We start from the raw sequence: 19,452 nt of genomic DNA on the forward strand, positions 1-19,452 counted from the left end.
CGCGGCGTGGGCTCCGCCGCGCCATCACCAGATCAGGGGAGAGACCCATGCCAGCTGTTGTCGTCGTCGGCACCCAGTGGGGGGACGAGGGAAAGGGCAAGGCCACCGACCAGCTCGGCCAGGACGTCGACTATGTCGTGAAATTCAACGGCGGCAACAATGCCGGGCACACGGTGGTCATCGATGGGGAGAAGTTCGCCTTCCACCTCCTGCCCGCCGGTGTCCTGACCCCCGGGGTCACCCCCGTCATCGGCAATGGGGTGGTGGTGGACCTGGAGGTGCTCTTCAGCGAGATCGCCGAGATCGAGTCGCGCGGCAAGGACGCCTCCGGCCTGCTCATCAGCGCCAACGCCCACATCATCCCCTCCTACAACCGCGTGCTGGACCGCACCATCGAGCGCTTCCTGGGCGCCCGCCAGCTGGGCACGACCGGCCGGGGCATCGGCCCCACCTACGCCGACAAGATGAACCGCGTGGGCCTGCGCATCCAGGACCTGTTCGATGAGTCCATCCTGCGCCAGAAGGTCCACTCCGCCCTGGACCAGAAGAACAGCCTCTTCCTCAAGGTCTTCAACCGCGCGGCCATCGACCCCGATGCGGTGGCCGACGAGCTGCTGTCCTATGCCGAGCGCGTGCGCCCCATGGTCGTCGACTGCTCCGTGGTCCTCAATGATGCCCTCGACGCCGGCAAGACCGTGCTCTTCGAGGCCGGTCAGGCCACCATGCTCGATATCGACCACGGCACCTACCCCTTCGTCACCTCCTCCAACCCCACTGCCGGCGGCGCCTGCACCGGTACAGGCGTGGGCCCCACCCGCATCGACTCCGTGGTGGGTGTGGTCAAGGCCTACACCACGCGCGTGGGCGAAGGGCCCTTCCCCACTGAGCTGCACGATGAGGTCGGGGAGCGCCTGCGCACCGAGGGCGGGGAGTTCGGGGTCACCACGGGCCGTCCCCGGCGCTGCGGGTGGCACGACGCCGTCGTCACCCGCTACGCCACGAGGGTCAATGGCCTGACCGACCTGGTGATGACCAAGCTCGATGTCCTCACCGGGCACGAGACCATTCCCGTGTGCGTCGCCTACGACGTCGAGGGCCGGCGCGTGGAGGAGATGCCCCTGACCCAGTCCGACCTCCACCACGCCGTGCCCATCTATGAGGAGATGCCGGGCTGGAGCCAGGACATCACCGGGGTGCGCGACTTCGCCGACCTGCCCCGGCCCGCCCAGGACTACGTCCTGCGCATCGAGGAGCTCGCCCGCTGCCGCATCTCCGCTATTGGTGTGGGACCGGGGCGCGAGGCCACGATCTCGCGACACCGGCTCATCTAGGTGTACTGACCGGTTGTCTGGTTACGGGGCTGTCGTACCGCGGGGGCGCCGCGGCCGCGGCCGGGGCTGATACGCGAGTGCGGGGTACAGAATGCGAGTACCCCGCACTCGCTGCCTGTACCCCGCACTCGCATTCTGCGACGGCGTGTGATGACCCGTGGGCGCCTGACCTACTGCTGGAAGCGGGAGGGGTCCTCCGGCTGCTGCCAGGGCTGGGGCTGCTGGGGCTGCGGTACTGCACTGTCGGGTGCCTGGGGTGCGGCGGGCCACGGCTGCTGGGGAGCCTGCGGCACCGGCCCCTGACCGGGGGTCTCCTGCCAGGCCCCGGGCTGCTGGGGGAGCCCGCCGTCGACCGGCGCGGCGGGGCTCTGGGGGCCGATCGGCGCCGCTGCGGCGGCCTGGGGCTGCGGTGTGGCGCTGTCGGGCATCTGGGGCGCGGCGGGGAACGGTCCGGCGGCCTGCGGGGCACCGGGGTCGGGCAGGACGGCCGGCCCGGGCTGGGGCGCCGCACTCGGGGGGAGCCCGGCAGCGTCCCCTGCGGCAGCGCCGGCCTTCCTCCGGCCGAGCAGGACGATCGCCACGATGGCCCCGGCAATCACCAGCACCCCGATCACCCCGAGGATGATCCACAGCCACGGAATGCCCGAGGGCGAGTCCTGGCCGCGCACGACGTGGCCGCCAATGGAGTCGAAGGACACCGAGTTGCCCGTGACCGTTCCGCCGTCGGACTCGGTGACCTCCCCGGGGAAGGTGACGGTCAGGCTCATCCTGACCTCATCAGAGCCGGCGAAATCGCTGGTGTCCACGACATACTCGTCGTCCTCATGGGTGATGAGGCCCTTGGTCTGGGAGATCGGCTCGGAGCCCGTGACCTTGCAGGTGCGCATGCCGTCCTCCTCGGTGAACTCGGCCGTTCCGTTGCTGAGCCGGGTGCCGCCCGAGGAGAAGGACTCGATCGAGCACTGGTCCTGCGTGATCCGCGGCGTGCTCGACCGGTCGATGAACACCATCTTCAGGGAGTAGGTGTCATCGGAGTTGATGGTGATATCGAAGGAGATGTCGTAGTCGTCCTGCGTGCTGCTGCTCGCCGCCAGGGCGTGCCCGAGGGGGGAGGGCAGGGTCAGGACCAGCGCCAGCATGAGGGGCAGGACCAGTGGAAGGGACTGCGCGAGCGCGCGGAGCGCACGGTGGGCGCGGCGCACGGAGGACACGGGGTTCATGGCACCACCGTAGCCGCAGCGTGATCTTCCTGTGAATTCAGCGGGGCTCACTCCACTGCGGATCCCCACTGGATCCCCAGTGCGGACGACCATTGCGCGGCGGTGAAGGCCTCGGGCCCCGACCAGCGGTGCTGGTCGGGGCCCGAGGACGGCGGGGCGGCTGAGGGCCGGATCGGCTCACTGCTGCGGGTACTGGCCCTGGGGCGGGTACTGCCCACCGGGCTGCTGTGGGAACGGAGGCTGCCCACCGGGAGCGCCGGGCTGACCGGGCGCCGCATAGGGCTGGGCGAACTGAGGCTGCGAGTTCTGCTTCTTCCTACCCTTGAGCACGATGGCCACGATGGCGCCCACCACAGCGGCCACAATGACCAGGCCGATGAGGATCCACATCCACGGCAGGCCGGCGGAGTCCTTGCCGCGCACCACCTGCTGGTTGAGCTTGTCGAAGGACACGGTGTTGCCCTCCACCGTGCCTCCGGCCGCCTCGGTGACCTCACCGGGGAAGGTCACCGAGTAGGCGATCTCGACGCTGCCGGTGTCGCCCGAGGTGGAGCTCATGTCCACGACGTACTCGTCGCCCTCGTGGGTGATCACTCCATCGCTGTCCGAGATCGGCCCGCTTCCCTCGATGATGCAGGTGCGCTTGCCGCCCTCCTCGGTGAAGGTGGTCGTGGCATTATCGGGCACATTCCCGCTGCTGCTGGAGGACTCCTGGGCGGCCGTGCAGTTCTCCTCGGTGAAGATCGCCGGATCGGAGCTGTCCACAATGGTGACCTTGGCGTCATAGGTGTCATCCGGCTTGACCGTGAGATCGATGGAGATCGTGTAGTCGATACCCATGCCGGATGCCGCATGAGCCGGAGCCACGGTCAGCGTGGAGACGAGGAGGAGCAGGAGCGCGGCGATGACGGCCCGCGCGCTGCGCATTGGGGAGGAGAGAGTCATGGCACCACCGTAACGGCCCGGACGGCGCCTGGGAAGGCTCTGCCGATGGTGCATGCTCCCCACAGCCCGCGCCCCGAGCCCGGTCGCGCAGCCAGGCCGCGATCCCCGCCGCACGGCCCCGGCGGGGCTAGTTGTACTGACCGGGGACGTCCGGAGGACGGTACGGCTCGCTGTGGGGATCGCTGTAGGGCAGCGGCGCCTGGGGCATGTGGCCCGCCTGCGCGGGCGGCGGCACCTGGTAGACGGACGGCGCCTTGTCCCGGAAGGCGCCATCCGCTCCGGGTCCCGGGGGTGTGTGCTGGACGGGCTGGTAGGGGCCGGCGGGGGAGGGGGAGATGTACCCGGGTGTGGGGGACTGGGGGTAGGGCTCGTCGAGCGGGACCTGGGCGGAGCCGGCCCCCATCGCGGCCTCGGGCAGGCCAGGTGAGTCCCCCGTGGTCGGGGGCTGACCCGGCTGGAGGAACTGGCTGTAACCGGCGCTGGCCGGCGCGGAGGCGACAGGCGGGTACTGGCCCTGAGGAGCCGGTGCGGTCAGCGGGTAGACCGAGGACGGGGACGCGCCGGAGGCTGATGGGGCTGAGGGGGCCTGTTCCTGCATGAGGTGGCGGAGAGCAGTGCGCTCGGCCCGCTTGCGCCGGCGGTTGGCCATGATGCTGACCACCGTGAGCGCCGTCATGAGGAGGACAAGGGCGGTGACGACGACGGACGCGACCGTCACGGAGAAGACCGAGCCGTCGTGCCCCCGCGCCTCCAGCCTCTCCGAGGAGCTGGTCACTCCCCGCCAGGTGACGGTGCTGCCATCGATCTCCCCATTGGCGGAGCTCACCTGACCGGGGAAGGTCACCGAGACGTTCGCCGTCATTCCCGCGGCGGCCTCGGCGCCCCCCGCCTGGGACAGTGCCGAGGGGGACAGGGAGAACACGTACTCGCGCCCCTCATGGGCCACGCTCCAAGCCGTTCCCTGGTCATCCAGCTCGGACAGGGGGATGGCCGAGCCGCTGATCTCGCAGGCCGGGCTCTTGCCGTGGGTGGTGTAGGTGTAGGTGGTTCGGGTCCCCGGGGGCAGGGGTGAGGAGTAGGAGGACATCGTCTCCTGTGTGCAGGTCTCCTCCGTGATGAGCTCCAGGCCGGAGGAGTCCCAGACCGTGTAGGTCAGGTCCACCGTGTCGTCGTCGTGGATGACGACGTCGTACTCCACCCCGCAGGCGGACAGCAGGACGAGGGCGAGCATCGCCGTCGCCCAGCCGAGGGGGCGTATCCGGGTGGGCCGGCCGGGCCTGTGCTGAGCCGAGCGGTGAGTCCTCATACTCCGAGTCTAGAGCGAGTGAATCAAGGGGCAATCGTCTTCGGCGCGGTCTCACGGCCCCTGGGCGTCTCCACGACTGGACGCGGAGCGGCGGGCCGTCAGTGGGATGCGGGAGCGCCGGCACCCGCGGCGCTCAGGAGCGGGCCCGCCGGCGCCGCCGCACCGCCGCCACTCCCACGCCGGCGCCCGCCAGCACCAGGGCGCCTGTCAGCCAGCTGCCGGCGCGCTTCCACCACGGCACGCCGCGCGCCTGCTGGGCGTAGCCCGAGGCGCTCACCCCATCGACCAGGACGTCGGCGTCCTCCCAGGTCACGGTGCTGCCGTTGATCCGGCCGCCGCCGTCGGCCCGCGTGACGGCGCCGGGGAAGGACACCGAGGCGCGGGCCTTGACCACGGAGTTGAAGGAGCCGTCCTGGCCCTGGGCGGCGCCCTGGGAGGAGTCCGCCCCGAAGGCGGGGATCGTGACGGTGTAGAGATCCCCGTCGCGCACCACCAGGGCGCCCTCGGCGGCCTGGGAGGCGTCGGGAACCTTGACGCCGGTGATGGTCACCAGGCAGCCGTTGCCCTCCTGCCCGGTGAGGACCTCAGTGTCCACCGAGGTGCCCTCGGGGATGTTCATGGCGGTGGGGTCCTCGTAGGCCGAGCAGTCAGGGGAGGGCCCGAAGGTGGAGCCCGTGGTGTCCCGCATCTCCAGGACGACGTCGTAGGCTCCCTGGGCCGAGATGGTCATGTCCATCGTCGCGGTGCACCCGGCCAGCGCCAGGCAGGCCGGGACCACCAGGGCGGCGCGCATGCCGAGGCGGGGCAGTCGGGTCAGGCGGGCGCGGCGGAGCATGCCCAGCACGCTACACGCAGGCCGCGCGGGCCGCCCGGCGCAGCACCCCCGGACCTTCTCTCAGGGCGGACAGGGGCGGTTCCCCGCCGTCGAGCACCCCGAAATCCGTGGGTGTGGGCGAAAGCACGGCGCATCGGGCCGTTTGAGCGGCCGGGTTGGGACCTTCGGGGATGTGACCTTTTCCGCCGCGTGCGCAAGGATGGGGCCTGACCCCATGATGTCGACACCTAACCCAAGGAAGGGACCCTCATGACTGTGTCTGAGCAGGACATCCGCGCTGCCGCGCCGGCCAACGTGCCGCAGGACGTGATCGATTTCGTCACCCGCATCGCCGAGCTGGGCAAGCCCAAGGATGTGTACTTCTGCGACGGCTCCCAGGAGGAGTGGGACCGCCTGACCACCGAGATGGTCGAGTCCGGCATGTTCACCCGCCTCAACCCCGACAAGCGCCCCAACTCCTTCCTTGCGCGTTCCCTGCCCAGCGATGTGGCCCGTGTGGAGTCCCGCACCTACATCTGCTCGGAGAAGGAGGAGGACGCCGGCCCGACCAACAACTGGTACGACCCGGCGGAGATGAAGAAGATCCTCAACGAGAAGTTCGACGGCGCCTACGCCGGGCGCACGATGTACGTCATCCCCTTCTCCATGGGCCCCCTGGGCGGTCCCATCTCCCAGCTGGGCATCGAGATCACCGACTCCCCCTACGTGGTGGTCAACATGCGGATCATGGCCCGCATCGGCACCGCTGCCATGGACCTCATCAACGAGGGCCGCCCCTGGGTGCCCGCCGTGCACTCCGTGGGCGCCCCCCTGGCCCCGGGCCAGGAGGACACCGCCTGGCCCTGCAACGACGAGAAGTACATCACCCACTTCCCGGAGACCAACGAGATCTGGTCCTACGGCTCGGGCTACGGCGGCAACGCCCTGCTGGGCAAGAAGTGCTACGCACTGCGCATCGCCTCGACCATGGCGCGCCGCGACGACTGGATGGCCGAGCACATGCTCATCCTGCGCCTGACCGACGAGAAGTCCGGCAAGCAGTACCACGTCACCGCCGCCTTCCCCAGCGCCTGCGGCAAGACCAACCTGGCCATGCTCCAGCCCACCATCCCCGGCTACAAGGTCGAGACGGTCGGCGACGACATCGCCTGGATGCGCCAGGGCGAGGACGGGCGCCTGCGCGCCATCAACCCCGAGGCCGGCTTCTTCGGTGTGGCCCCCGGCACCTCCTACAAGACCAACCCCATGGCCATGGAGACCATGAAGGCCAACACCATCTTCACCAACGTCGCCCTGACCGACGACGGCGATGTGTGGTGGGAGGGCATCGACGCCGAGCTGCCCGAGCACCTCATCGACTGGCAGGGCAACGACTACACCCCGGCTGACGCCGCCGAGGGCAAGAAGGCCGCCCACCCCAACTCCCGCTTCACCACTCCGGCCTCGCAGTGCCCGATCATCTGCCCGGACTGGGAGGCCCCCGAGGGCGTGCCGATCGACGCGATCCTCTTCGGCGGTCGCCGCGCCACCAACGTGCCGCTGGTGGCCGAGCAGTACGAGCCCGCCCACGGCGTGTTCATCGGCGCCTCCGTGGCCTCCGAGGTCACGGCCGCGGCCCTGGACGCCAAGGTCGGCGCGCTGCGCCACGACCCCTTCGCCATGCTCCCCTTCTGCGGCTACAACATGGCCGACTACTGGGGCCACTGGCTCAAGCTCCAGGAGGAGCTGGGCGAGAACTTCCCCAAGGTCTACCAGGTCAACTGGTTCCGCAAGGACGAGGACGGCAAGTTCATCTGGCCCGGATTCGGTGACAACTCCCGCGTCCTGGACTGGATCGTGCGCCGCGCCGGTGGCGAGGTCGAAGCCGTCGAGGGCGTGACCGGCCTGTACCCCAAGTTCGAGGACTTCAACCTCGAGGGCCTGGAGCTGGGCGAGGACGAGTGGGCCAAGATGTACGACATCGACCCCGAGGCCTGGGCCGCCGAGATGGAGGAGACCGAGGAGTACTTCAAGCAGTTCGGCGACAAGGTCCCCGCGGCCATCACCGAGCAGCTGGCCAAGTTCCGCGAGCGCATCACGGCCGCCAAGGCCTGAGCGAGACTCGGCCAGGGGCGGTGCTCTGAACACGGCACCTGGCCGATGTCCCGCATAGCAATGGCGCCCGGCCCTTCCGATGAAGGAGGTGGCCGGGCGCCATTGGCGACTCCAGCGGGGTGCGCGCTGCCGGGGCTGCCCGCGGATTACCGGACTTGCGGGCAGGGGATGCTCCTGCTGCGGTGGATCAACCGTGATGCATGAACAGGAGCGTCTCGAAGGGGAGGATCTCAATGCTCGGCCTGACTGAGGAGATGTAGACACCGGTCTCCCCGAGCCTGAACAGCCGATCGAGGCTGCCTCCAAGGGTCATGGAGGTGCGAGCGCGAGTGCTGATAGGGGCGCCGTAGCGGGCTTCCAGCGCATCAGACAGTTGCGTGATGTACGCGATCGTGTCATCGGCGGAGATGAACGTGCGCTCCTCCATCGGCGATGCGCAGGGTGTGATCTCCCATCTTCCGCGCTGCTCCATGGCGCTCCACTTGTGGCCGACGAGGGCGGGCTGGGCGTGGATCGTGCCGGGCTGTGCACCGCGTGCCGTCAGGATCTCCATGGTCGACTCTCCTCGGCTCACCTGGTCGAGGATCTCCATGACCTCGGTGACCTGGAGCCCGAGCTCGAGCGGTACGAAGGTCGGTGGAGCCAGGACTCTGCGTGGGGCTGAGCGCTCGGGGGCGCCCGCCGCGATGAGTGCCTGGAGCTCCTCGAGGCTGATGCCCTCAGGGGGCTCGTCATCGAGGCTGTCGGCCTCCTCCAGGAGGTCTTCATGCCCGTGGCCGATGCTCTCGATGCAGTAGTCGAAGCCCATGGTGGCGAAGAAGGACATGGCGCGTGCCAGAGGAACCCCCGGAGTCAGGCCTGTGAGCACCTTGGTGATGCTGACCGTGTAGGTATCGATGAGGTCGCGAGGGATGCGTATGTTCCCTATCGGCCTATGGACGTCGATGTGCTGCACCAGGATGCCCTCCTGGTCGGGGAAGAGCTCGATCGTTCCCCACGGGGCTTCATCCGCTCCGTTCCAGTGGAAGGACGGTACGCGCTGTTTTGACCAAGGGTGTGATCGATAGCTCAGGTCGCGCCAGGCCGGGGGGATGAGGGCGATGTCCTGGGGGAGTCTGGTGAGGATGGTGCCGAGGGTGCCGTCGAACTCCTCCCAGGTTTGCGCAGCGGGGTTGCCCGGGGTCCACCAGCCTTCTGGGGGCTCGCGGAGCAGCTTCGACCACAGGTAGGGGCCGAAGGAGTACGGCGGCAGGAGGGTATTGAAACTGCGGTACTCGCAGTTGTTGACCACCTGCTCGTAGTCGAGGCAACTCATTGTGATCTCATGGGAGTTGTTGTAGGAGTCGACGGTTGGGGCGATCTGGATGATCCGGTCCCCCACCAACCAACGGAACGTGATTCCGGGCCCGAGCATCTGGAGAGGAGGGGCTCCCAGGAGATCGGCGACGTCCAGTAGGAAGCGGTGGCTGTCGGCCTCAGTGAGTGTGGTTCCGCGTAGTGCGAGGATTCGTCTCTCGATCTCGGTTGCTTCAGGGATCATCATGCCTCCAGGAGGGTGGGGTGCGGGGGCCGGTCGTACTCATGACCGGGGATCCTCTCGAGTTCTACCAGGGCGCGCAGGTTGTCGGTACGGGCAGGACTGCCCGTACCGCACCGGCTGGGGCGCCTCCCTTCGGCCTGCCTCGTCACCACCGAGCGCTCACGCCGGCACCCCCTGGAAGCAATCATCTAGGCTTGGGCCCGTGAAGATCCTGCTTCTGGGGTCCGGCGCGCGCGAGCACGCCCTGGCCCGTGCCCTCGCCTCAGATCCCGCCACCACCGAGCTCGTCGTCGCTCCCGGTAACCCGGGGACCGCCGCGATCGCCACGAACCTCCTCATCGATCCGGCTGCGCCCGAGGAGGTCGTGGAGCTGGCCGTTCAGATGGGGGCGGACCTGGTGGTGGTCGGCCCGGAGGCGCCCTTGGTGGCGGGTGTGGCCGACGCCGTGCGCGACGCCGGCATCCCCTGCTTCGGGCCCGGTGCGGAGGCCGCCCGCCTGGAGGGCTCCAAGGCCTTCGCCAAGGAGGTGATGGCCGCCGCCGGCATTCCCACGGCCGAGGCCGCCGTGTGCACCAGCCAGGAGGAGCTCGCCGCGGCCCTGGATCGCTTCGGCGCCCCGTACGTGGTCAAGGAGGACGGCCTGGCGGCCGGCAAGGGCGTCGTGGTCACCGAGGAGCGCGAGGCGGCCCTGGCCCACGGGCGCGCCTGCCTGGCCCGGGAGGGCGGGCGCGTGGTCGTGGAGGACTACCTCGATGGTCCTGAGGCCTCCGTGTTCTGCGTCTGCGATGGCGCCACGGTCCGCCCCCTGGCCCCGGCCCAGGACTTCAAGCGGCTGGGTGATGGCGACGCCGGTCCCAACACCGGGGGCATGGGCGCCTACACGCCCCTGACGTGGGCGCCCGCCGACCTGGCCGAGCAGGTGGTGCGCGAGGTCGCCCAGCCCGTGGTCGACGAGATGGCCCGGCGCGGCACCAGTTTCATCGGCCTGCTCTACTGCGGCCTGGCCCTGACCTCTGAGGGCCTGCGCGTGGTGGAGTTCAATGTCCGCTTCGGCGACCCCGAGACCCAGGCGGTCCTGGCGCGCCTGACCTCCTCCCTGCCCGAGCTGCTGCTCGCGGCCGCCACCGGCCGCCTGACCCAGGCCCCCGAGCCGAGCTGGAGCGAGCAGGCGGCGGTCGATGTCGTCATCGCGGCCCCCGGCTACCCCGGCACGGTATCCACCGGCGGGCGGATCACCGGTATCGAGGATGCGGAGGCCCTGGAGGGCGTCCATGTGCTGCACGCCGGCACCGGCCTGGGCGAGGACGGCGGCCTGGAGGCCACCGGCGGGCGCGTCCTGTCGGTGGTCGCCCTGGGCGAGGATGTGGCTGCCGCCCGCGCCCGCGCCTACGAGGCCGTGGCCCGCATCCATCTCGACGGCGCCCAGTACCGCACGGACATCGCCGCCGGGCGCTGAGGGCAGGTGCGGGGCGGTTGGCCGAAGGGCGGGCCGCTGCGGTTCCCCAGGGGGCGCCGCCGTCGGTCCACCAGCGCGGTCCCCCCGTGAACTGCGCCAGGAAGAGCCCCTGGCATGATGCTCTTTTGCGGACCTCTCACCAGATCATCGAATTGGTCAATGCTTCTCTCAAACCGCAGCTCGGCATCGGGTGCCACGGTGGAGAGGTCATTACTGGGCTCTGCTCCCGCGGTGCCCAGCGCATTCTTAAGGCTGGAGCAGTTGGCGCAGCAGATCGCCGATTGTGCCATCGACGCCCTGGATCTCAGTTCCACCGATACCGGTGACATCATGCTGTCCATTAGAGAGCGATGATGCATGAAGGTCTCCTTGACGGCCGTGCGCTCGATGGGTGATGGGCTCTCGCGATTCCTGGTGATCTGCACCGCCCTGTCAGGCCCAGTGCCCGACCCCGATATCGATCTCGATGCACTGACGTCGGCCTGCTCGAGCGGTGCACCCGCCCGCAATCGTCCGTAAACTACCGAGTTATCCGCGATCTGATGGGGATGTCTGCACATCGGAAGGGTCCCAGGGGTCCGATCCACCGACAGCACCGGCGAACCACAGACAACCCTGCAGAATGCAGACAACCCAGCCAAGCACAGCAAGCCCCGCACCGGGAAGCTCATTGACGGGCGAAGAGAAACCCCCGACAACCCAGGAGAACACCTACCATCAGCGCCTCTGTGAACACCTTCTTGGTGTACTGGGAGTATCTTCGGGGAGAGCAATGGAAGTTTAGTGATAACTTCCAGGTTATTTCCTGATTTCAACCTTGCGGGGTCCGTCTTCCTTTGGGGATGAGGGCCGTTTTTGCGAGCGGTGCCAGTAGGGTTGGGCGTGGTAGGACTTGGGTCGCATGCGGAAGAGCCGTTGTCATGCTTGCATGGTGGGGCATGGGATCGTTGCGCGTGCAGAAGTTTGCTTCTGCGAGATCTGGTCTGCGTCGGAGAAGGGGTTCGTATTCCTTTTCGGGAGAGAGTGGGGAGATGGTGGAGGCTGGCCTCTCTTGCGGGTCGCGAAGCGATTGTAGGAGGGCGGGTGTGCCGGGATCCTTGATCAAAGAACTGCAATGTGGTGAGGGCTGGCTTTCTGGGGCTGGTCAGGGATTCAAGCCCTCGCGTGAGGTGCGGGCTTGGCGTCAAGTGGGGCTCTCCTCGTTCTTGGCTTTTCTTATCGCGTTCCTCTACGTGTATATGAGGATTGTTCTCTGGTCAAAATTCTGGAGAGACCCGGATGGTCGCGAGACTGTGAATCTCACGACCGTGATTGATCGACTCAACGAGGGTGACTTCGGTGGTGCTGATTTTGATTTCATGGGGTACATGCTCGCGTTCGTATCCTGTATTGGTGCGCTACTGTTCACTCTGATCACGCTCTCGTGGTCGCGGCGAGAGGTCCCTTCGGATCCACATCGGCAGTACTTGTGGCTGCAGGGGGTGATCGATGATGCTCACCGCGAGGAGGTGGCCATGGGTGTGTCGATCATCCTTGTTGCCTCATGTGGCGTCATTGTGATCGCGGACATGTTCTACATCGTGGGGGGTGAGGTTAATGACGGTAGGTTGGTGGTGCTTCTTCTCTCAGTCATGATGTACTTGATCGTGGCGATGATCCCGGTCGTGGTCAAGCGTGGAAGTAGCGTTGGAGTGAAGGGGTATGTCATCGCACTTCAGCATGTCGGAAGGCTGGAGATGTATGTGCAGTCGATTTCCAGGCTTCCGATTCTTGGGTCAGAGAAGCCCTGGTGCAGGTTACTGTGGTGTCTGGGCTTCGGCTCGGGGCCCAGCGCGCTGATCTCCCTTCTTGTTACCCTCCTGTACTCGACTCCAGTGGCCGTTCTGGCAATCGTTGGCGGTTTGAATCTGCGGGGTGCGGTGATCCTGCTTGCCTGGGCTGCAGTGGTGGCGTTGGTGTACGGGGGTTTTGTTCGCTGGTCTGTTTTCTCCTCCTTCATTGCGGCACTCAAGCATAACGGGCGTTTAAGGTCTTTGAGTGGGGTTTCCGTGCTTCTGTTCCAGTTGTTCATCATGCTATTGATTGGCGTGGGTCCGTTCTTGGCTGCGCTGGCGCAATTCAGTCCCACAGTTTCCTCCTCCGGGCTGGTTCTTTGGTTGACTCCCTTTGTCGTGGCGACTGCGGTATTTGGTGCTATCGTCCTGCTGGGAGGTGGGAGGCCGAGGAGGTGGGCTTTTGGTGAATACTTTTATCGACTGATCATCGAGGAGCGCGATAGCTGCGCCGACTCATTCGATTCTTATATTCTGGGCCCGCAAGAGCAAGAGTACTCTGCGACGATCGTGGAATTGGTCCTGGAGGATATGGTGCGTCCGGGTGGGCGAAGCGCGGATGGTATAAGAGTTGGACAGATAAGGCGTAGTCAGCGATCTATCGATGAGTTTCAGCGGGAGCGCGCCCAGGAGTTGAGGATGCTGATCAATAACGTTCTTGAAAAGCCGCTGCCAGGCTCGGCTCGCGAGCAGGATGATGCACCGCAAGAAAGAGGATCGATAGCCGATCGCGTCACCCGGGGGTTGCGCGATCTTCGCCGTCATCTCCGGATGCGCGCGCGGGGTGCGCCTGTCCGGGAAGCTGCCGAGTCTGATCGATAGTGGACGCTGCGCACGGCTCCTCGAAGGCGTCGTGGGGCGGTGGCAGGATGGGGGCATGAGCCAGCCCGCCAGCTCCAGTTCCCCCGCCCCCCACCTGCTCACCGCCGCAGGCTCGCCCCAGGACGCCACGGCTACCTCCACCACAACTCCCAGCACCACCGCCCCCAGTACCACCGCTGCCGCGGCCTCGGGCCTGCCCGGCGCCCCCGAGGCCCCGGCGCTGCCGGGCTGGGAGCACCTCTCCAGCGGCAAGGTCCGCGACATCTACACCCCCGAGGCCGGAGGCCCCTGGGCGGGCCGCGACGTGCTCCTCGTCGTCGCCTCGGACCGCATCAGCGCCTACGACCACGTCCTGCCCACGCCCATCCCGGACAAGGGCCGTGTCCTGACCGCCCTGAGCGCCTGGTGGCTCGACCGGCTCGCCGACATCGTCCCCCACCACCTGGTCTCCCTCGACGTCCCCACCCCCGTGGCCGGCCGCGCCATGATCTGCACCCGCCTGACCATGCACCCCGTGGAGTGCGTGGCCCGCGGCTACCTCACCGGCTCGGGCCTGGTCGAGTACCGCAGGCACCGCACCGTCTGCGGCCTGCCCCTGCCCGAGGGCCTGGACGAGGCCTCCCGCCTGCCGGAGCCGCTCTTCACCCCCGCGGCCAAGGCCGAGCTGGGCGAGCACGACGAGAACATCACCTACCGGCGCGTGGAGGACATGGTGGGCCCCACCACCGCCGCCCAGCTGCGCGAGGCCACCCTCGCCCTCTACTCCCGCGCCGCCCGGATCGCCGCCCAGCGCGGCATCATCGTCGCCGACACCAAGGTCGAGCTCGGCACCGACCCCGGTGGCCGCCTCACCCTGGGAGACGAGGTCCTGACCCCCGACTCCTCCCGCTTCTGGCCCGCCCGGGCCTGGCAGCCGGGCCGGGCCACCCCCTCCTTCGACAAGCAGTACGTGCGCGACTGGCTCACCTCGCCCGCCTCTGGCTGGGACCCCGCCAGCGGCCAGGCACCGCCGCCCCTGCCCCACGACGTCGTCGAGCGCACCCGGGAGCGCTACCTCGAGGCCTACCGCCTCCTGACCGGCTCCGCACTGGAGCTGTGAGCCGGGGGAGCCATGACCCAGGATCACCGCGGGCCCATCCCGCCGCACCGCACCCCGCCCGACCGCGCCCAGGAGGCCGGCCCCGGCCGGCCGGCAGCCCCGCCCACGCGCGCCTTCAAGCCGGGCCCCGGCTTCGCCATCGTCCTGGGCCTGGGCGCGCTCGTCGTCCTGCTCGCCCTGTCCGCGGCGGTCACCACCGCCCTGGGCGCTCGGGGCCTGTCCAGCATTCTCGGGGGCATCGCGCTCATCATCGTCGGGCTCGGCCTGCTCGCCGTGCTGCGCGTGCCGGCCCGCTCCCTGGTGGTCAACGCCCCCCGGCTGCGCCTGGAGCGCAACCGGGCCCGGGCCGTCCAGGCCCGCCGCGAGCAGGAGGCCCGGGTCGTGGGCCGCTGGTGGGCCCGGCGCCGCAGCACCCGCTCCGGCGCCCAGGCCCGTACGGGTAGCAGCGGCACCGCTGGAACCACGGCCACCGGCCCGTACCGTCCGGGCGGGGAGAGCACCGAGCTGGCCCCGCTCACTGTTCCGGGAACCGCCCTGGTCATTCCCGAGTCGACCGGCCGGCGCGAGCTGACCACTCTCGACGTCGTCTCCGGGCCACTGACCACCGCCCTGGCCACCACCCGGATCGGCCGGGCCGCCGATGAGCACCTGGCCGGAACCACCACGGGGGAGTCGCTCGTGCGCGTGGGCCAACTGCTCCTGGGCGCCCTGGGCTTCGTGCTCATCGCCCTCGGGCTCGCATCCGTCCTGGGGCAGGTGATCGCATGACCCCGCGCGACCGCCGGCCCCCGGACGAGCGCGGCCCCGTGGACTGGGGGACCTCCCGCCCCGCCCAAGGGCGCCCCCGGGACGGCCGGTCCCGCCCCGACCGCTCCCGGGTCGAGCCGCCCGAGGTGCTCGACGACGAGACCGCCCCACCGGCCTCCGGCCCCGACTGGGGTGTGGGGCGCGGCAGGACCCACCGCCGCCGGGCCGCCTCCGGTGCTGACGGTCCCGATTGGGGTGTGGACCGGGGCCGCACCCGCCCCACCCGCGCCTCCCGGGGGCCAGCCAGCCCCTGGCCGGCCGCCGCCGGCAAGCAGCGCTGGGCGGGGGTGGCCTTCGCGCTCATCGGGCTGGTCCTGGCCACGGTCTCGGCCATGAACCTCGCCCGCAACGCCGAGGCCGGCCACCTGTGGGTGCCGCCGTGGCTGGTGGCCGTGCTCGGCGGCGCGGGCCTGGTGGCCGCCGCCGGATACCTCGCCTGGGCCGGCGGCACGCCCGTGCGCCACGAGGCCAGCCGGTGGAGGCCCACCGTCGTCGACGCCGCAGCAGGCCTGACCGCCGGGACCGTCGAGGTCCACGACCCCCAGCGCCTCCTGACAGGGGCCCCGGCGCATGCCGGCGGCCACGGGCTGCCGGGGGAGGAGCACCCGAGGGGCGACCCCGCCGGGCCGCCCCTCGGCGCACCCGGTGCCGCACCCTCCGCCCGCTCCAGCGCCCCTGAGGCACCCGACCGGGCCACCATGGACTCCGGTCCGCGGCCGGTCATGGGCACCTCCACCGTGGACCAGTCCATGCACGCCCCTGCCGGCGTCGCCGGTGCCGTGGGCGGCTTCCTGCTCGCCGGCGCCGTGGTCTGCGCCGTCATCGCCCTGGTCCTGGGACCCGCATGGTTCATCGCCACCGGTGCGCTGGCCATGGGCGGCATCGTCTCGATCTACCTGGCCAAGGACTGGCTGGGCGCCATCTGAGCCCCCTGCGCATCCCCATGCATCCGCGCATCCCCGGCGCTGTCGCACGCCGCGTCGGGCGGGAGCAGCGGGGGAGCGGGTAGGGTGGGCGGCGCAGTCATCCCGCACTTTCCCAAGGAGCACCGATGGGACGCATCGTCGTCGAGGTCATGCCCAAGCCCGAGATCCTCGACCCCCAGGGCAAGGCCGTGGTGGCCAGCCTGCCCCGGCTCGGCTTCGACCAGTTCACCGCCGTGCGCCAGGGACGCCGCTTCGAACTGACGGTCGAGGGCCCCGTGACCCAGGAGCACCTCGACGCCGCCCGCCGGGCCGCCGACACCCTCCTGTCCAACCCCATCATCGAGGATGTCGTCTCCGTCACCGCGCAGGAGGCCTGAGCCATGACCACCCCCACCGACCCGACGACCGCCCGCATCGGCGTCATCACCTTCCCCGGCACCCTCGACGACGTCGACGCGGCCCGCGCCGTGCGCCTGGCCGGGGCCGAGCCCGTCGCCCTGTGGCACAAGGACGCCGACCTGCGGGGTGTGGAGGCCCTGGTGGTCCCCGGCGGCTTCTCCTACGGCGACTACCTGCGCTGCGGGGCCATCGCCCGCTTCGCCCCTGTCATGGAGGAGGTCATCGCCGCGGCGCAGGCGGGCATGCCCGTGCTGGGCATCTGCAACGGCTTCCAGATCCTGGCCGAGGCGCACCTGCTGCCCGGCGCGCTCATCCGCAACGACCACCAGCGCTTCATCTGCGTCGAGCAGCGCCTGCGCGTGGAGACCACCCGCACCGCCTGGACCAGCCAGTACACCGAGGGCCAGGAGATCGTCATCCCCATGAAGAACGCCGAGGGCAACTTCATCGCCTCACCCGAGGAGCTCGACCGCCTCGAGGGGGAGGGCCTCGTCGTCTTCCGCTACCTGGGCGCCAACCCCAACGGCTCGGCCCGCGACATCGCCGGGGTCTGCAATGAGCGCGGCAATGTCGTGGGCCTCATGCCCCACCCCGAGCACGCGGTGGAGCCCGGCTTCGGACCCGCCTCCGCCGCCGGCCCGCGCACGGGCACCGACGGCCTGGCCCTCTTCCGCTCCGCCATCGCCTCTCTCCTGTCGGCCTGAGGGGCCAACCCACACCGCGCCCTGGGAGTGGTGTGGGGCGATGCGATTCGACGTCACTTCGCGACGAGTGCGTCGCTTCGCGGAATGGACGTACCCTGTAGGTGTCGTCCATTCCGCCAAGTGACGTCTTTTCCGCCAGACGACGACCAACTGCGGCCCCGCCGCCCTCCCGGGGCCCGGCTCACACCCCGGGCCACCCCGAAGCAGCAGGGGCGCCACCCGACAGCCCCGTCGGCCGCCTCCCCGGCAGGGGCGACGGGCGGAGCGGATTCCGGTCATCGTTGTGCTTATCCACAGACGCGCCTCCCACTTGTGGGCAACTCCATGAAGAGCGCCGTGCGCCGGCCTCCCACGCCGCCCACGCGGGGCGCCTGCGGCGACCTGTACTGCTTGCGCGCAGATCACAGGGGCACGTCCTGTCCAGTCCAGCCCGACCCACCCCAGCGCTCAGGCCGATGATGCCTGAAGGTGGGAAAAGCTCAGAAACTGCGCGGGAGAATGCGGGAAACTGAGCGCTCAGATCTCCGGGAGTCTCCGGGATGAGACGGGCGGGAACCCCCTCCGGCCGCCCGCCCGCGGCGCACGTGGATCTCGTTTCCACTCATGTTCACAACGGGAAGGGCCTCATCTCGGGAATCCACACACAGGCACACAGCCCTGTGGATGACGCCTGTGGATAACTCGTGGTCGTGCCTCAGCCGACCAGGCGCGCCAGCACCTCCAGGAGGTCGAGCATGTGGCGGTTGGGCAGGAACTCCCGGCGCACGGACTCATGGGCAGCGGCTCCCATCTCGGCCGCCCGCTCCGGGAAGAGCAGTAGGTCGGCCACCGCCTCGGCCCAGGCGGCGCCGTCGGCGGGATCGACGAGCACGCCATCCACGCCGTCGTCGATCTGATCGCGGATACCGCCCACGGCCGAGGCCACCACGGGCGCCTTCTTCCACATGGCCTCGGCCACCGTCAGGCCGAAGGCCTCCACCAGTGAGCGCTGCGTGACCACCGAGGAGACCCGCTGCACCGCGTTGACCACGGTGGCATTGACCTCCCGGTCCTCCATGCTCACTGCCGCCACATGCACCCGCTGCGCCACCGAATCCGGCAGCACCGAGCAGCGCTCGACGATCTCCGAGAGCACCCGGGCCGAGCCCGCATCCCGGTCGGTGTCCGGGCGCGGCCCCACCAGGAGCAGGTGGGCGTCCGGGGGAAGAGCGGCGATGTGCTCGGCGAAGGCCTCCACCAGCTCCAGGCCGCCCTTGAGGCGGTCCCAGCGGTTGACCTGCGTGACGGTGCGGCACCCCAGGGGCACCGGCGCGCCCCAGGCCATGGGGGAGTCCTCCAGTCCCCGGAAGGCATCCGCCCGCCCGTCATGGCGCATGAAGGGCACCGCGGTGAAGGGGGGCTCCCCGGCGAAGATCCCCGCCAGGCGCGCCACCGACCAGGCCTCATCGAGGTCCAGGACCCGGTTCTTCGGGGAGTCGGCGTCGATCGAGGGGGCCAGGACGGCGCAGCGCTCCTCCTCGATATACGGGGGCCGGTACTCCGGGCGCGAGACCACCGTGAGATCGACATCCTCCAGGTAGCGGTCCAGGAAGGCCCAGGCGTGGGCCGCGGCCTCCCCCGCCTCCTCGGTCCCCGCATGGCAGCGCCAGATCACCGAGGCGCCCGTGGCCTTGACCGCCCGGGCCAGGCCGGCGGTGGGCGGGTCGTGGAGGATGACGATGTCGTCGGGGCGGATCTCCTCGATGATGTTCTCCGCATTGGAGGCCAGCACATGCTCGTAGATGTCCCGCTGCTTCTCACTCAGCCTGCCGCCGTCGCCCCGGTCCCCGTGGATGCCGGCGTGCAGCCGGTCGGCGATCCGGGTGAACTCCGCCGGGGCATCCAGGGTCAGCCAGCGGGTGGCCAGGCCCAGCCCGCGCGCATAGCCCACCAGGGAGGCGACCGTCTCCGCCGGGCCGGCGCCGGCGGCCGCCGTGGGCGTCACGCTCCACACGGTGCGGCCCTCCAGCAGGGCCCGGGCGGCCTCTATGCCCGCATGGAGGCGGCGGATGGCCACCTCATCGAGGTGGCTCTCGAGGTCCGAGAGGGGCAGCGGGGCGACGTCGATGTCTCTCATGCTCCGATCTTGCCCCTAAA

The 19,452-nt window shown here is 69.5% G+C and carries 16 protein-coding genes; 10 read left to right on the forward strand and 6 right to left on the reverse strand.

Annotation, left to right across the window (positions count from 1 at the left end; all coding sequences use genetic code 11):
* Positions 1–47: 47 nt before the first annotated feature.
* On the forward strand, positions 48–1,331 hold the full coding sequence (locus MANAM107_RS07215; RefSeq protein WP_223906777.1) for an adenylosuccinate synthase: 1,284 nt from the start codon (positions 48–50) through the stop codon (positions 1,329–1,331).
* Between the two features lie 170 nt (positions 1,332–1,501).
* On the opposite strand, the gene MANAM107_RS07220 is transcribed toward MANAM107_RS07215, so the two are convergent.
* The 4 genes from MANAM107_RS07220 to MANAM107_RS07235 form a co-directional block, all read right to left on the reverse strand.
* Positions 1,502–2,551, reverse strand: a complete 1,050-nt coding sequence (locus MANAM107_RS07220) for an LppM family (lipo)protein (protein ID WP_223906780.1) — start codon at positions 2,549–2,551, stop codon at positions 1,502–1,504.
* A gap of 177 nt (positions 2,552–2,728) precedes the next feature.
* A complete protein-coding gene (locus MANAM107_RS07225) occupies positions 2,729–3,496 on the reverse strand; it encodes an LppM family (lipo)protein (protein ID WP_223906784.1) in 768 nt (255 codons plus the stop codon).
* Between the two features lie 127 nt (positions 3,497–3,623).
* Complete coding sequence (locus MANAM107_RS07230; protein ID WP_223906787.1) at positions 3,624–4,802, reverse strand: LppM family (lipo)protein; 1,179 nt, start codon at positions 4,800–4,802, stop codon at positions 3,624–3,626.
* Positions 4,803–4,935: 133 nt separating this feature from the next.
* Complete coding sequence (locus MANAM107_RS07235) at positions 4,936–5,637, reverse strand: LppM family (lipo)protein (RefSeq protein ID WP_223906791.1); 702 nt, start codon at positions 5,635–5,637, stop codon at positions 4,936–4,938.
* Positions 5,638–5,886: 249 nt separating this feature from the next.
* On the opposite strand from MANAM107_RS07235, the gene MANAM107_RS07240 reads away from it, so the two are divergent.
* On the forward strand, positions 5,887–7,731 hold the full coding sequence (locus MANAM107_RS07240) for a phosphoenolpyruvate carboxykinase (GTP) (RefSeq protein WP_223906794.1): 1,845 nt from the start codon (positions 5,887–5,889) through the stop codon (positions 7,729–7,731).
* Positions 7,732–7,918: 187 nt separating this feature from the next.
* Here the strand turns inward: MANAM107_RS07240 and MANAM107_RS07245 are convergent, their stop codons facing one another.
* Positions 7,919–9,274, reverse strand: a complete 1,356-nt coding sequence (locus tag MANAM107_RS07245; protein WP_223906797.1) for a hypothetical protein — start codon at positions 9,272–9,274, stop codon at positions 7,919–7,921.
* Between the two features lie 199 nt (positions 9,275–9,473).
* On the opposite strand from MANAM107_RS07245, the gene purD reads away from it, so the two are divergent.
* The 8 genes from purD (at position 9,474) to purQ (ending at position 17,316) form a co-directional block, all read left to right on the forward strand.
* A complete protein-coding gene (gene purD / locus MANAM107_RS07250) occupies positions 9,474–10,727 on the forward strand; it encodes a phosphoribosylamine--glycine ligase (protein WP_223906800.1) in 1,254 nt (417 codons plus the stop codon).
* Between the two features lie 159 nt (positions 10,728–10,886).
* Complete coding sequence (locus MANAM107_RS07255; RefSeq protein WP_223906803.1) at positions 10,887–11,081, forward strand: hypothetical protein; 195 nt, start codon at positions 10,887–10,889, stop codon at positions 11,079–11,081.
* 731 nt (positions 11,082–11,812) lie between these two features.
* Positions 11,813–13,381, forward strand: coding sequence for a hypothetical protein (locus MANAM107_RS07260; protein ID WP_223906808.1), 1,569 nt, complete (start codon positions 11,813–11,815; stop codon positions 13,379–13,381).
* Positions 13,382–13,436: 55 nt separating this feature from the next.
* Positions 13,437–14,480 (forward strand): phosphoribosylaminoimidazolesuccinocarboxamide synthase, encoded by a 1,044-nt coding sequence (locus tag MANAM107_RS07265; protein WP_223906812.1) that lies wholly within the window; start codon positions 13,437–13,439, stop codon positions 14,478–14,480.
* 12 nt (positions 14,481–14,492) lie between these two features.
* Positions 14,493–15,248, forward strand: a complete 756-nt coding sequence (locus tag MANAM107_RS07270; RefSeq protein WP_223906815.1) for a hypothetical protein — start codon at positions 14,493–14,495, stop codon at positions 15,246–15,248.
* Positions 15,245–16,213, forward strand: a complete 969-nt coding sequence (locus MANAM107_RS07275) for a PsbA protein (protein ID WP_223906819.1) — start codon at positions 15,245–15,247, stop codon at positions 16,211–16,213. The genes MANAM107_RS07270 and MANAM107_RS07275 overlap by 4 nt, the downstream gene beginning before the upstream one ends.
* Positions 16,214–16,338: 125 nt before the next feature.
* Positions 16,339–16,590 (forward strand): phosphoribosylformylglycinamidine synthase subunit PurS, encoded by a 252-nt coding sequence (purS, locus tag MANAM107_RS07280; protein ID WP_223906822.1) that lies wholly within the window; start codon positions 16,339–16,341, stop codon positions 16,588–16,590.
* A 3-nt stretch (positions 16,591–16,593) separates the two neighbouring features.
* The gene (purQ, locus tag MANAM107_RS07285; protein ID WP_179900527.1) at positions 16,594–17,316 is read left to right on the forward strand and encodes a phosphoribosylformylglycinamidine synthase subunit PurQ; all 723 of its coding nucleotides are present in this window, start codon (positions 16,594–16,596) and stop codon (positions 17,314–17,316) included.
* Between the two features lie 694 nt (positions 17,317–18,010).
* Here purQ and MANAM107_RS07290 read toward each other — a convergent pair.
* A complete protein-coding gene (locus MANAM107_RS07290; protein ID WP_223906826.1) occupies positions 18,011–19,432 on the reverse strand; it encodes a glycosyltransferase in 1,422 nt (473 codons plus the stop codon).
* Between the last annotated feature and the right edge of the window lie 20 nt (positions 19,433–19,452).

It is taken from the genome of Actinomyces capricornis (assembly GCF_019974135.1).
Lineage (GTDB): Bacteria > Actinomycetota > Actinomycetes > Actinomycetales > Actinomycetaceae > Actinomyces > Actinomyces capricornis.

Bases quoted from the DNA above. Each gene is read 5' to 3' on its own strand.
- MANAM107_RS07215 (WP_223906777.1), top strand. From the start codon at position 48: ATGCCAGCTGTTGTCGTCGTCGGCACCCAGTGGGGGGACGAGGGAAAG.
- MANAM107_RS07220 (WP_223906780.1), bottom strand. From the start codon at position 2,551: ATGAACCCCGTGTCCTCCGTGCGCCGCGCCCACCGTGCGCTCCGCGCG.
- MANAM107_RS07225 (WP_223906784.1), bottom strand. From the start codon at position 3,496: ATGACTCTCTCCTCCCCAATGCGCAGCGCGCGGGCCGTCATCGCCGCG.
- MANAM107_RS07230 (WP_223906787.1), bottom strand. From the start codon at position 4,802: ATGAGGACTCACCGCTCGGCTCAGCACAGGCCCGGCCGGCCCACCCGG.
- MANAM107_RS07235 (WP_223906791.1), bottom strand. From the start codon at position 5,637: ATGCTCCGCCGCGCCCGCCTGACCCGACTGCCCCGCCTCGGCATGCGC.
- MANAM107_RS07240 (WP_223906794.1), top strand. From the start codon at position 5,887: ATGACTGTGTCTGAGCAGGACATCCGCGCTGCCGCGCCGGCCAACGTG.
- MANAM107_RS07245 (WP_223906797.1), bottom strand. From the start codon at position 9,274: ATGATGATCCCTGAAGCAACCGAGATCGAGAGACGAATCCTCGCACTA.
- MANAM107_RS07255 (WP_223906803.1), top strand. From the start codon at position 10,887: ATGCTTCTCTCAAACCGCAGCTCGGCATCGGGTGCCACGGTGGAGAGG.
- MANAM107_RS07265 (WP_223906812.1), top strand. From the start codon at position 13,437: ATGAGCCAGCCCGCCAGCTCCAGTTCCCCCGCCCCCCACCTGCTCACC.
- MANAM107_RS07270 (WP_223906815.1), top strand. From the start codon at position 14,493: ATGACCCAGGATCACCGCGGGCCCATCCCGCCGCACCGCACCCCGCCC.
- MANAM107_RS07275 (WP_223906819.1), top strand. From the start codon at position 15,245: ATGACCCCGCGCGACCGCCGGCCCCCGGACGAGCGCGGCCCCGTGGAC.
- purS (WP_223906822.1), top strand. From the start codon at position 16,339: ATGGGACGCATCGTCGTCGAGGTCATGCCCAAGCCCGAGATCCTCGAC.
- purQ (WP_179900527.1), top strand. From the start codon at position 16,594: ATGACCACCCCCACCGACCCGACGACCGCCCGCATCGGCGTCATCACC.
- MANAM107_RS07290 (WP_223906826.1), bottom strand. From the start codon at position 19,432: ATGAGAGACATCGACGTCGCCCCGCTGCCCCTCTCGGACCTCGAGAGC.